Origin of the sequence: Paenibacillus sp. FSL R7-0210 (assembly GCF_038009085.1) — a bacterium.
Taxonomy (GTDB): domain Bacteria; phylum Bacillota; class Bacilli; order Paenibacillales; family Paenibacillaceae; genus Paenibacillus_AQ; species Paenibacillus_AQ silagei.
Genome location: NZ_JBBPAR010000001.1, coordinates 396,084 through 408,810, shown reverse-complemented (window position 1 = coordinate 408,810; position 12,727 = coordinate 396,084). Strand labels below are relative to the sequence as shown.

Genomic DNA, 12,727 nt, shown 5'->3' with positions numbered 1-12,727 from the left:
ATTTATGGGGAAAAATAATTTTTCCACCTTCCACATCCCTTCAGACCAGATGAAGCAGCTTATCCTTGACACTTTGCGCCTCATAATTCGCCAGCAGAATCTCGTATGCACGGTCCGCAAGCACTACTCCTCTTTCATGATCCTGAAGCAGCAGTGTCACACTATCGGCAAAGGAAACCGGGTCATCGGCAATCATAATATTCTGCGAATGCTCATAGAGCAGCCCTTCTGCCCCCTTGGAACTGGATACGACAGGAGTCCTCAGCGCCCAGGCTTCCAGAATTTTCAGCCTTGTCCCGCTGCCTTCCAGGAGCGGAGCTACGACCACCTGCGCCTTGCGTATATAATCCGCCACACTGTCCACATACCCGGTGATGACGATAGAGGAATCCTTCAAGGCCAGTGCCGCTACCTCCGGATGCACATCCCGTCCGACAATATACCACTTAATGTCCGGTACCCTCGCCTTAACCAGAGGATATACCTCACGGTAGAAGTAGAGGGCTGCGTTAATGTTAGGGAAGTAGTTCATATTACCCGGTAGAATAATCCACTGCTCCTTGGACAGCAACGTCTTGGTCCGGTAATCCTCCATGCGTATGAAATTGGGAATGACATGAACCTTCTGCGACCGGCTTGGAGCCAGTGCCTTGAAGGCCAGAGCATCCTCTTCCGAAGTAGTCAGCAGCAGATGGGTCTTGTCCATCAGCTTCAGCTCATCCCTGCGCGTCCATATAGCATTAAGGAAATAGTAGACCTTGGCGATCCCCTTTTTACCGCCTGCCAGCTGTGCAGACAGTCCGCTCTCGAAATTATGCGCATCGGTAATGATCACAATGTCAGGCAAGCAGCGCTGTACAATGTCGATGCAGCAGCCCAGCAGGCTGTGCGAAATAAATACATGACCGTAGGAATTCCGGCTGCAGAGCTCCATAATCTTCGCCTTCATGTCCACATCGACATGGCTCATATACGAGCAGTTCCGCCAGGTATAGAGGGAACGAAGAAGCGCTCTGCGGTAGCTGACCGTACGCTCTACTTCATACACTGTAAGTGACGGAAGTTCCTCCGGCGTCCCTGTCTTCCGGGGATTGGCATAGGTGATGAGCTCCACCTCATATTTGCCCTGCAGAAGCTTCAGAATATTGCCTGTTCTCAGCTTGCCCCCGCTATCCTGCGGATATGGATTCTCTGCGGAAATGAATAGCAACGGTTCCTTCATGGCCTCTTCTCCTACTCTCCAATGATCAATTCGCCCTGGACTGCCCGGGACATCTAGGATCTATTACCCAAGTTCGGGTGCTTGACCACGCAGTTCCTTCCCCGCTGCCGAGCTGGCGCTCAATCCTGCGATTCTATGGAGAATATAGTAACTTCGTATGCAAAAAACGGCCCTACACTCCCTATTAAAGGAATGTAGAGCCGTTTCTGTAATCAATGCGATGCTATCTTACCGGTTCTTCAGGCTGTCTGCCAGCGCATAACCGACCTTCCAGATATCGCCTGCACCCATGGTGATGACCAGATCACCGGGAGCGATCCGGTTCTGCAGATCTGCCAGCACAGCTTCCTTCGTCGGCAGATGCCGCGCACCGGCGTTGCTGTTCTGTACGATCAGCTCTACCAGCTTGGCGGAGGTGACGCCCTCAATCTGCTTCTCACCCGCAGGGGAGTAGATATCGGTAATAATCACTTCGTCCGCCTCGCTGAACGCACGGCTGAACGCATCCAGCAGGAAGAAGGTACGCGTGTAGCGCTGCGGCTGGAACACGGCGATAATGCGTTTGCCGGTTGCCTTGGCGGCGCTGATCGTAGCCTGAATCTCTGTGGGATGATGCGCGTAATCATCAATGACGAGAATCTCGTCAACCTCGCCCAGCACCTGGAAGCGCCGTTTGGCGCCATGGAACTTCACAATCGCAGCCGCAATGGCTTCAAAGGCAATGCCCGATTTCAGGCAGGAAATCACTGCCGCCATAGAGTTATACAGATTGTATTGTCCCGGAATAGAGAGCTCAATCCGGCCTAACACCTCAGTTCCATGGTTCATCGTATAGGATACCTGCCGGTCGCCGAGAACAATATCAGTCGCTGTATAATCAGCCGTCTCTGATTCGATCCCATAGCTGATCACTGTACCTTTTACCTTAGGCAGCAGGGATTTCAGATTCTCATCATCCGCACATACGATAGCTGTCCCGTCCTCGCGCAGCTGATTCATGAACTGAACATAAGCATCCTTCAGCTTGCCGAAGTCGCCCCCGTAGTTCTCCAGATGGTCAGCTTCTATGTTCGTAACGATTCCCAGCCAAGGATGGTATTGCAGGAACGAGCCGTCACTCTCATCGGCTTCTGCCACGACGAATTCCCCTTGTCCCGCTTTGGCATTCGTGCCGACATTCATAATCTCCCCGCCGATAATGTAGGTAGGGTCCACGCCGCAGTCTTCCATCACCAGAGCAATCATGGAAGAGGTGGTAGTCTTGCCGTGCGCTCCGGCCACCGCAACGCCCTTGCGTTCATTCAGCAGCCGGGCCAGCATCTGCGAGCGGTGCAGAATCGGAATTTTCAAACGCTCCGCTTCCACCCATTCCACATTATCCGCGGCAAGCGCCGTGGAATAGACGACCAGATCCGCGCCTTTTACCTGCTCCGCCGTATGCCCGATGAAGACCTTGGCACCTTTGGCAATCAATTTCTCCGTTAACTCCTGGGCAGCTACGTCAGAGCCTGTAACTGTATATCCCATCTCCAGCATCACCCGGGCAATCGCGCTCATACCATAGCCGCCGATCCCTATAAAATGCACACGTTCAGTAGTATCCAACAGTTCGTCACCAGCCTTTTTCAGAATCGGGTTGCCGTAATAGCGTACTGCGCACATCAGAAATCAAATACAGCGTTCCGGACACAACTGCAAGGTCATCGTCCGCTGTGATCGTCTGCAGCTTCTGCAGCGCTTGGCCCCAATTACGTTCTACTATGATTTCCAAGTTTTCCTTGGCATATTTACTCCGCAGACTTTCTGCGATCGCCTGCAGATCTTCCGCGTCCATTTTCTTACGGAAATCCGGTTCGGTCAGGATGAGCGTATCCACTATAGGCAGTATATGCTTGAGATACGACTCGTGATGCTTATTTGCCAGCATCCCCATGAGCAAATTTAATTTACCGTAAGGCTGGAACTGCGGAAGGCTCTTCGCAAGGCTCTCAGCCCCTTCCGGATTGTGCGCGCCGTCCAGAATAATTCTGGGCGAGACGCTCACTTCCTCCAGTCTTCCGGCCCAGAATGTGCCCCGGAAGCCCTCCAGCACATCCTCGTCCTCCAGCATGAAGGCCATATACTGCCGCAGCACCTCAAGCGTCATCATGGCCCCGGCCGCATTCTCCAGCTGGTGCTCGCCTTTCATAGCAATATCCAGCTCAAGCCCGCGGAATGGCCCATTGAAGGTAAAGTGCTGGCAGCCGTCTCTCTGCTCAACATTACTATAGCTGAAATCTTCTCCCGCTAAATAGAGTGTCGAACGGGTAGCCGCCGCCTTGGCCTTCAATACAGCTACAGCCTCGGGCTGGCTCACACAGCTGACTACAGGAACGCCCGGCTTAATAATCCCGGCTTTCTCGCCGGCAATCAGCGTAAGCGTATCTCCCAGCACATCGGTATGGTCATGTCCCACATTGGTAATGACCGACACAACCGGAGTAACGATATTCGTTACATCCAGCCTTCCCCCAAGCCCCGTCTCCCATACGACTACATCGGGATAACAGACTTCGCCGTAATAGAGAATCGCGAGCGCCGTCGCCACCTCGAACATGGTCGGTGAACCCAGCTCAGTGCCCGCAATCTCCTGGGCCAGCGGACGCAGCTGATTGGCAAGCGCAAGCAGCGTCTCCTCAGGAATATCCGTCCCGTTGTACTGGAACCGGTTCGTGAACTTCGTGATATAAGGAGAGGTGAAGGTCCCCACCGAATATCCGCTCTGAATAAGGGCCGAGGTCAAAAAGGCGCAGGTCGAGCCCTTGCCGTTGGTCCCCGCCACATGAATGAACTTAAGCTTCCGGTGCGGATGTCCGAGCTTCTCCATTAGCAGCTCTATCCGCTCCAGACCCGGCCGGATTCCAAAAGGAATCAGGCTGTTGATCCAGTCAACGGCTTCTGTATAAGAACTTAAGGGAGCGGCAGCGCCGCTCCGGGTGATCTCTTCCATGTCTGTTATCCTCTCAGTTCTGCAATACGGGCCAGCACCTTCTCGCGTCTGTCGGAATAATCCGCCTGCTTCGCCCGTTCCTCTTCGATGACTTTCGCCGGAGCTTTGGCCACAAAGCCCTGATTACTGAGCTTCTTCTCCACACGCTCCACTTCGCTGTTCAGGGTCTGAACTTCTTTTTCGAGACGAATAATCTCCTGATCGATATCAATCAGACCGGACAGCGGCAGAAGCAGCTCCGCTCCGGTAACCACGGCGGACATCATTTTATCCGGCGTCTGCGGCGCAAGGCCTACTTCGAAGGAAGAGGTGTTGCAGAAGCGCCCGATGTAATTGTCGTTGCGGGAAATAATGTCCAGGGTGTCCTGGCTGCCGGCCTTGATAATCAGCTCGACCTTCTTGCTCATTGGCGCATTCACTTCCGCACGGATACCGCGAACGGCCCGGATAATATCCATCAGCAGGTTCATCTCTGATACTGCCTGCGGATTCTCAAGCGCCGCATCGTACTTCGGCCACTCGGCCAAGGTGATGGATTCGCCCTGATGCGGCAGATGCTGCCAGATCTCCTCCGTAATGAACGGCATGAACGGGTGAATCAGCCGCAGTGTGCGGTCCAGCACGTAAGCCAGAACAGACTGAGTCTTGGCCTTGGCAGCTGCGTCCGCTCCGTATAGCGAGAGCTTGGCGAATTCGATATACCAGTCACACAGATCATCCCAGATGAAGTTGTAGAGCAGGCGCCCGGTCTCGCCGAACTCGTACGAGTCAATTAGACGCGTAATATCGCGGGAAGTTTCGTTCAGGCGGTGCAGAATCCAGCGGTCCGCTGTGCCAAGCTCACCTGTAATGTCAATATCTTCAAAGGCTACGCCTTCCAGATTCATCAGCGCGAACCGGGAGGCATTCCAGATCTTGTTGGCAAAATTACGCGCCTGCTCTACCTTTTCCATACGGAACCGCAGATCCTGGCCCGCTGTACTGCCGGTAGTAATCATATAGCGCATGGCGTCAGCGCCGTACTGCTCGATAACATCCAGCGGATCAATACCGTTGCCCAGAGACTTGGACATCTTGCGTCCTTCGGCATCGCGTACGAGTCCGTGCATCAGCACATCGGAGAACGGCTTCTGGCCAGTGAATTCCATGGCTGAGAAAATCATGCGCGCTACCCAGAAGTAGATGATATCGTAGCCGGTAACCAGTACATTGTTCGGATAGTAACGCTGATAGTCGCTGCTGTCCTGATCAGGCCAGCCTAAGGTAGCGAACGGCCAGAGGTTCGAGCTGAACCAGGTATCCAGAACATCCTCATCCTGCTTCAGGTCGGACAGCCCGCTGATGCGGCGTGCTTCTTCTTCATCATGTGCAACTACAAGCTCCCCGGTGGATTCAGAGTACCAGGCCGGAATACGGTGGCCCCACCACAGTTGGCGGGAGATACACCAGTCGCGGACATTCTCGATCCAGTTCAGGTACGTCTTCTCGAAGCGGTCCGGCACGAAGTGGACCCCGTCACCGTCCTTCTGTGCAGCGATGGCTGCTTCTGCCAGCGGCTGCATTTTGACGAACCACTGGGTGGACAGATAAGGCTCTACTACGGCCCCGGAACGCTCACTGTGCCCAACCTGGTGTACATGATCCTCAATGGAGATCAGCACGCCTTGCTCCTTCAGGTCGGCTACGATGGCCTTACGGCAGTCGCTGCGGTCCATTCCCTGGTAAGCGCCCGCTTCCTCATTCATCACTCCGCCTTCATCCATTACGTTGATCTGCGGAAGGTTATGGCGGACTCCCATCTCGAAGTCGTTCGGATCATGCGCCGGTGTAATCTTAACTGCACCGCTGCCGAAATCCTTATCTACGTATTCATCGGCAATAACCGGAATCTCACGTAAGGTAACCGGCAGAATCAGCGTCTTACCGATCAGATCCTTATAGCGCTCATCCTCCGGATGTACCGCTACCGCTGTATCGCCCAGCATCGTCTCGGGCCGCGTGGTAGCCACCGTGATATGGCCGCTGCCATCCTTCAGCGGATAACGCAGATGGTACAGATGCCCGTTCACTTCCTTGTATTCAACCTCGATATCCGACAGCGCTGTACGGGCAGCCGGGTCCCAGTTAATAATCCGCTTGCCGCGATAGATCAGGCCCTTCTGGTACAGCTCCACAAATACCTTGCTTACCGCCTTCTTCATTCCATCATCAAAGGTAAAGCGTTCGCGGGAGTAATCGAGGGACAGGCCCATCTTAGCCCACTGGTCATGAATTGTCTCTGCATACTGGTCTTTCCAGGCCCACACCTGCTCCAGGAACTTCTCGCGTCCCAGATCATGGCGGGAGATTCCCTGCTGGCGCAGCTTCTGCTCTACCTTGGTCTGTGTAGCAATCCCTGCATGGTCTGTACCCGGCAGCCACAGGGTATCATACCCCTGCATCCGCTTGGTGCGGATCAGCACATCCTGAAGCGTGAAATCCAGCGCATGTCCGATATGCAGCATTCCTGTTACATTCGGCGGCGGAATCACGATGCTGTAAGGCTCCGCATCCGGCCGCTTGCCGGCTTCGAAGAAGCCCTTCTCCATCCAGTACGCATACCATTTCTTCTCTGCCGCTCCCGGATCATATGTAGTCGGCATGTCGCTCTGCTTGTGATTAGCTGAAGCGGTAGCTTCTGCCGCTTCCTGCCCGTTCGGCAGCTCTGCTGCTGCATTGTTGTTATCAGCCATTGTGAACCCTCCACTGTTAAATGTATTGAGTAGCTAGCGGTTTCTGAGAATACAAAAAGGCCCTTCGTCTCAAAGGACGAAAGGCCATTCTTTCGCGGTACCACCTTTGTTTCGCGCCAATAAAAAATAAACCACTGCCTTAAGTTCCCTTACAGGTTCCTGAAGCTTAGCGCGACACTCATGCAGGGTAACGGCTGCAACCGGCCGCATCCTAACCCGTCTTCATGATGAAGACAAGCTCAGAAGGGCAACTCCGGGGCGACTTCGGGGGCTGCATCCTGCGGGAATTCACACCAATGATAATCCCGCTCTCTGAAGGGCTGACCGCCTACTCTTCCCGTTCCCAGTCTTTATGCTAGTTATTACTTAGTTCAATAATACATTCAGTGTTATCCCTAGTCAACCAGCATATACACAATGGGCGCGCAGCAGACGTACATTGATGCCTACTCCCCGCTCCAGATCACTTGAACCACATTGAAGCCCTGATGGCTGCCCGTTCCGGGAGCGCCATCCAGCGTAACAGAGAATGTGCTTCCGGCATCAATAATCGAGAAGGCTGAGGCGGAGACTTCCTCAGACTTGGAGGTAGCTCCTTTTTGCACAAAATAGTCCTTGTACGTATTGCCGAGCGTCTCCAGGCTCTGCTTCGTACGGTAGCTGAAGGTTGCGGACGGCTTACCGGTCGCCGAGCCTTCGATCAGATCAAATATCTTCGCGTCCGCCGGAAGCGGGAAATCCGCCGGCAGGCTCTTCGGCCGCTTCACAGAATCTGCTGGTGTTCCAGTGGACGAGCCGCCGGAGGAGACAGCCGGAGCTGCAGCATCACCGATGATGACCCGGCTGGTTGCAGCATCGTAAGTAACAGCAGTGTTCAGCGCTTCGCCGATGGAGCGTACAGGCAGATAAGTGATGCCGTTATAGGTAATCGGGGCGAGGGTTTTGCCGTTGCCGTCTTTGGGCGTGTACGCCTGGCCGTTCACGACGATCCCGATTTTGTTGTTCAGGAGCGCCTTGATCTCCTGCAGATTACTGGCGGCGTAGACACCGGCCGAGACTGTGAGCGTCAAGCTTAGTGCGGCCGCAGTGGCTGCCACTTTTCTCTTCATGTGATATATCATCCTTCCAGAAGTAGTGTACCAGCGCATAGCTGCCTGAATGTGTAATGTATGTAGGCCGGTAGTGACTATTACCCCCGGCTGAACGGTTTGTAAACCAGAAGCGGATTTCACAAAGAAACAGGAACAGCCCCATACGTAAGGCAAGGGCTGTTCCTGTTAAGCCTGAATTCTCCGCACAGCGTCAATCTCAAGGAATGTATAATACCTGTCCCTCTTCTACAATCTGACCGGACAGCCGGTTATACATAGTCAGCTCCCGGGTGCTTAGCTGGTATTTCTCGGCTATGGTATCCAGCGTCTCTTCCCGCTGCACGATGCAGAGCCGTACCTTGCGGAACAGCTCTGTCCCGCCCATCCCGCCGATGAAACGGCTCTTCCACGCTGTATCATTGCCTGCCTCAGGAACAGCCTGCGCTACAGAGTCTATATTGCCCGAGAGCAGCTCCTCCTGCTCTCTGTTGGCGCGGCTTGCGCTGAGCAGCGAGGAGAAGGTGAGCGGCTCCTGCTCGGCGGCTCCCGGTTCTTTTTTGCTGCCAAGGGCAACCTTGAGATCTTGCTTCTCCTCCTGGGGAGACAAAGATTCCGCAGACAGGAAGACTTCATTGTCTGTGGCCTGGATCTCCTCTGCCGCCTCCCCTCCTTCGTTCCCGGCAAACAGCGCAGCAGCATCGTTGGCAGCGGAGGTAAGCACCGGCTCCGGCTGCGACACGGCATGAAGCTTCGCATTGCCCCAATGATCCACAGTATTCAAGGCGGCGGTGCCTGTCTGAAGCGTGGTGTCCTCCTGAACCGAGCCGTTCACAGCCGCTGGTGCCGTCTTCTCTCTGGAGGTGAGGAAGTGAGCGGAGGCCTTATCAGCCGCCGGCTTGCTGCCTGCCGAAGAAGCCGTATCCAGGCTATGGGTCCTTACTCTGGGTTCCTTGTCCTTCAGGGGTGTGGAGAGATAGGCCGCGGGCTGGCTGTAAGAAGTATCTTCCGCGTACAGCGCTGTCTCAGCCGGAGCAGCGGAGTTCTGATCTTCCGCAGAGCCCTCTGCAGTCCCTTCGCCATAGGTCCAGAGCGAATTCTCATACAGGGTATCATTCTCCGGATTGCGGATTATCTCCTCAGCCGCCCTGCTGTCTCCTGCCTCCGGCGAATACGCTACCGTGTATTCCTCCTGCTGCCAGGCCGGCTGTACATCTGCACTTCCGATTCCGCGTAGCGAGAGCACTCCGGTAATGTTGACGGTTCGCATCGTCAGCAGATCAATATCGAAATTCTCGATCTCCACCCCTATGTCATCAAGTGAGCTGACCCGGGTCAGCGGAACAGTGATTTCAACAGGTATTGCATGCTCCAGACGCTGTGTAAGGTCATCCTCCCCCCGGTAGAGTCCGGTGAGCAGCAGTTGTCCGTGTAGCTCGGCCCGGTCCTCCCGCTGGATGACCTGGATGTCGGGAACCAGCTCGACTTCCTCCAGCTCTGCTATTCCCGGAAGCTCTTCCGAAAGGTGAATGCGTTCATAAATATCAAACCGCAAGCCATGGGACTGGTCAAACACGGGAAATGTCCTCCTTCTTGGCATAATCTATCCCTGAGACAAGCCCAGAGTATAAGCCCAAAATGTTACTCCCCTCATGTATATGCTTCAATCAGGCAGGCATGACAACTTTGCCGCTTCAATTGCGGACAGCGCCTATCCCAGGGGAGGAAGGGCCGTACGTGCATCAGGAATAGAGTAGTGCTGCGGAAGCTTGACACGCATCGTTACGGCAAGCGGATTCCCCGGATCACCCTCGTTAAGCACATCTGCCGGATGAAAAGCTGCCGGCAGCGCACCCGCGCCCGGTTCTTCCCCAAACCGGAGGTGATCCGGAATTCCCGGCCGGCCCGCCCGCAGATTGACCGCTCTCTGGTATACATGCAGCGTACCCGCAGCCATGACATCCAGCGAACGGGTCTGCTCTGCCCAGTGCTTAGCCTGGAGGCCGGTGCGTCTTCTCAGCCCCTCATCCCCCAGCAGCTGCTCCATCTGCAGGGCGAGCTGAGCGGCATCTCCGGGAGGAACAATCCAGCCCGTCTCTCCCTGCCGGACCATCTCCGGCATGCCTGCGGTTCCGGCGACAATCGGCGCGATCCCGGCAAGCTGCGCTTCTGTAACCGAGAAAGGCTGCGTATCCTGGAGTGAGGGCTGCACATAGATGTCGGCAGCCCGGAGTGCAGCCGGAATATTGTTCAATTTCCCGGTGAAATGGACCTTCCCGGCGATACCCAGCAGGCGGGCCTGCTCCATGAGCTCCTCCAGGAGGCTGCCGATTCCGGCCACCGCACAGATCCACCGCTGACAGCGCTGCTCCAGAATGCCTAGCGCCTCTATCAGCACATGGACGCCTTTAATATATTCAAGACGTCCGGCATACATGATTACAGGGATTCCTTCTGCAAATTGAAGCGGTGGCGTCTCTGCGGCCCTGGCTGCATATTGATGCAGGTCCAACCCGTACGGCAAGGTATGAATACGGTCCGGGCTGACCCCCAGGCTCTGCGTAAGCTGTCCGATCCACTCCGAAGAGACCAGAATCTGGTCAGCCGCCTGGGCACCCAGTGTCTCAAGCCTGCGGAAGTAGCTCCAGATCGGCCGCTGCTCATAGGCCTCCCGGGTCAGTCCGGGCTCAAGTCCTTTGTACTCATAGTAGGTCTCCTTGGTCAATGCCCCATGAACACTTGCGACCAGCAGAACAGGACGGCGCATGATCCGCCGCAGTGCATATGTGGCTATAGGGTCCTGGGCATGAATGACATCATATTCCTCCAGCCCCAGCACAGCGGCGCCGCCCTCGAATACGTAACGCCCCAGCTCAAAGCTGAAGATGCCATGCTCCAGATGCAGCGAGGGGAACCGGCCGATATCAAGCTGGGGCAGCAGCAGCGAATAGAAGGCTTTTTTATCAAAAGACTCCGTCCGGTTGAGCAAATACAATGTATTGTTCTCCACATGGCTGCCCATCAGTGTAACGGAATGGCCCTGCTCGCCCAGCTTGTCGGCCAGCTGCTTCATATACGTCCAAATTCCGCCCATATTGGTGAGGCCCCAGTAGGTGACCAGCAATATCTTCATGCATTCCTCTCCCCGGCTATAGATGTATTTAGGTACAGGAGCAGTCTGCTCCACCCTAATCAGAATAGTATATGTAGGCTGCGGGCAGGCGGAAAGGGATATATGATCATTCCCTGCAAATTTCAAAAATATCTTTTAATCAAGAATCATCTTTTCGGGTATAATCGGTATAAATCCTGAAAGGAAATTTCCGACATGTCAAAAGCGAGGGTATTTGACCTTTTTCTATTTGTCGCATCCCTGGCTATAGCCTTCATTCCCGCGCATGCTGTAGTCCTGGACGCTACCTATATAAAAGCATTACTGCTATACACTATCTTCTCCAGCATCTACTTCCAATTGCGGATTGTGACCCGGAGCGGGAACTCAACAATCGATTATGCCATCAGCTATACCTCCTCCTTCGGGATTTTTGCCGGTCCGCTCGGCACGCTCCTGTTCGAGACTGTATACCGGTTCATCGTATATTTCTATAAAAAGAAAACAAAAACCGCCGATCCCGGAGAGTTCCTGGATACCTTCTACAATATCGGTTCGTTCACACTGGGCGGCTCTGCTGCGTACTATCTGTATACGGCGCTCTCTCCCCTGGCGGACAAGCTTCTTCTCGGATACTGGCTGTTGTTCCTGCTCGTGGTCTGCGTTACCACCCTGCTGTCCTCCACCTTCCTGGTGCTGACCTTTGCCTTGTCGGGAGATATCAAGACACGCCGGGAAGCGAGGAACCTACTGTTCCGAAGCCGGAATCTGCTGGATTTCAGCAAGGTGGCTCTTAGTAATGCTCTGCTGCTGCGGCTGCTGCAAATGGAGAAATGGGAGATGCTGATCGCCCTGTTCCTGCTCAACTATGTAGTCAGTATCTCGTTCTATTCCAAGTCGCAGAGTGCCCAGCACAAGTATGAACGCGACAAATTCGAGCAGATGGCTTACCGCGACTTCCTGACCGGAACCTATAACCGGGCGCATATGGACAAGATGATGAAGGAGCTGAACCAGGGCGGGGAGTACATCGGGATTGTAGTGGCGGATATCGACCGGTTCAAAAAAATCAATGACAGCTACAACCACGCCGTTGGTGACCGGGTCATTGTTCATTTTGCCAAGACGCTGCAGAAGCATCTGCAGGAACAGGATGTTCTGTTCCGCAGCGGCGGGGAAGAGTTCACGCTCTTCCTAAGGGGCAAGACCTTCGAGGAGTGCAGAACGCAGATTCAGGAGATTCTGGACAGCCTTCACGGTCACACCGTAAGTGCAGAATTCGAGGAGCAGATCATCCGCGTGCCCTATTCGGCATCCTTCGGACTCTTTTACTATAAGGCAGACCCGGATCAGAAGACCTCTATGGAAAAAGGGTATGTCTACGCCGACCAGCTCCTGCTGGAGTCCAAGAAGCTTGGCCGCAACCGTCTGTCTTACCGGAATGATGTGCAGCCGTAAGCACATGTTCCGCGCAGGGGAACTGCGTGGGAGGGGCCCTCATAATAATATCCCAAATAAGAACAAGAGCCGCTCTCCGTCAAGCGGATGGACGGCTCTTAGTGTTCCTATTTCGGAATGCCGGCG

General features: G+C 54.6%; 8 protein-coding genes and 1 other annotated feature. Of the genes, 1 reads left to right on the top strand and 7 read right to left on the bottom strand.

Annotated features, from left to right (window positions below):
* Nucleotides 1-40: 40 nt before the first annotated feature.
* The 7 genes from MKY64_RS01825 to MKY64_RS01795 all read right to left on the bottom strand — a co-directional run bounded on the left by MKY64_RS01825 (nt 41) and on the right by MKY64_RS01795 (nt 11,164).
* Complete coding sequence (locus tag MKY64_RS01825; RefSeq protein WP_036725919.1) at nt 41-1,222, bottom strand: glycosyltransferase family 4 protein; 1,182 nt, start codon at nt 1,220-1,222, stop codon at nt 41-43.
* Between the two features lie 228 nt (nt 1,223-1,450).
* A complete protein-coding gene (gene murC / locus MKY64_RS01820) occupies nt 1,451-2,827 on the bottom strand; it encodes a UDP-N-acetylmuramate--L-alanine ligase (protein WP_036725920.1) in 1,377 nt (458 codons plus the stop codon).
* 7 nt (nt 2,828-2,834) lie between these two features.
* A complete protein-coding gene (locus tag MKY64_RS01815; RefSeq protein ID WP_036725923.1) occupies nt 2,835-4,211 on the bottom strand; it encodes a bifunctional folylpolyglutamate synthase/dihydrofolate synthase in 1,377 nt (458 codons plus the stop codon).
* Between the two features lie 5 nt (nt 4,212-4,216).
* Nucleotides 4,217-6,853 carry a valine--tRNA ligase gene (locus tag MKY64_RS01810; protein ID WP_036726078.1) on the bottom strand — a complete coding sequence of 879 codons (2,637 nt, stop codon included), beginning with the start codon at nt 6,851-6,853 and terminating at the stop codon, nt 4,217-4,219.
* Nucleotides 6,854-7,012: 159 nt separating this feature from the next.
* Nucleotides 7,013-7,297: a binding site (T-box leader), on the bottom strand.
* A gap of 92 nt (nt 7,298-7,389) precedes the next feature.
* Nucleotides 7,390-8,052 (bottom strand): stalk domain-containing protein, encoded by a 663-nt coding sequence (locus MKY64_RS01805; protein ID WP_051478057.1) that lies wholly within the window; start codon nt 8,050-8,052, stop codon nt 7,390-7,392.
* A gap of 199 nt (nt 8,053-8,251) precedes the next feature.
* Complete coding sequence (locus MKY64_RS01800; protein WP_036725924.1) at nt 8,252-9,607, bottom strand: LysM peptidoglycan-binding domain-containing protein; 1,356 nt, start codon at nt 9,605-9,607, stop codon at nt 8,252-8,254.
* A 135-nt stretch (nt 9,608-9,742) separates the two neighbouring features.
* Nucleotides 9,743-11,164 (bottom strand): glycosyltransferase family 4 protein, encoded by a 1,422-nt coding sequence (locus MKY64_RS01795; protein ID WP_340950631.1) that lies wholly within the window; start codon nt 11,162-11,164, stop codon nt 9,743-9,745.
* Nucleotides 11,165-11,359: 195 nt separating this feature from the next.
* Between MKY64_RS01795 and MKY64_RS01790 the strand changes: the two genes are divergently transcribed.
* Nucleotides 11,360-12,601, top strand: a complete 1,242-nt coding sequence (locus tag MKY64_RS01790; protein WP_036725927.1) for a GGDEF domain-containing protein — start codon at nt 11,360-11,362, stop codon at nt 12,599-12,601.
* Nucleotides 12,602-12,727: the final 126 nt, after the last annotated feature.

What these genes read in the sequence shown, in the direction of transcription:
- MKY64_RS01805 (WP_051478057.1), bottom strand. Translation starts at nt 8,052, where the DNA reads ATGAAGAGAAAAGTGGCAGCCACTGCGGCCGCACTAAGCTTGACGCTC.
- MKY64_RS01810 (WP_036726078.1), bottom strand. Translation starts at nt 6,853, where the DNA reads ATGCCGACTACATATGATCCGGGAGCGGCAGAGAAGAAATGGTATGCG.
- MKY64_RS01825 (WP_036725919.1), bottom strand. Translation starts at nt 1,222, where the DNA reads ATGAAGGAACCGTTGCTATTCATTTCCGCAGAGAATCCATATCCGCAG.
- MKY64_RS01790 (WP_036725927.1), top strand. Translation starts at nt 11,360, where the DNA reads ATGTCAAAAGCGAGGGTATTTGACCTTTTTCTATTTGTCGCATCCCTG.
- MKY64_RS01795 (WP_340950631.1), bottom strand. Translation starts at nt 11,164, where the DNA reads ATGAAGATATTGCTGGTCACCTACTGGGGCCTCACCAATATGGGCGGA.
- MKY64_RS01815 (WP_036725923.1), bottom strand. Translation starts at nt 4,211, where the DNA reads ATGGAAGAGATCACCCGGAGCGGCGCTGCCGCTCCCTTAAGTTCTTAT.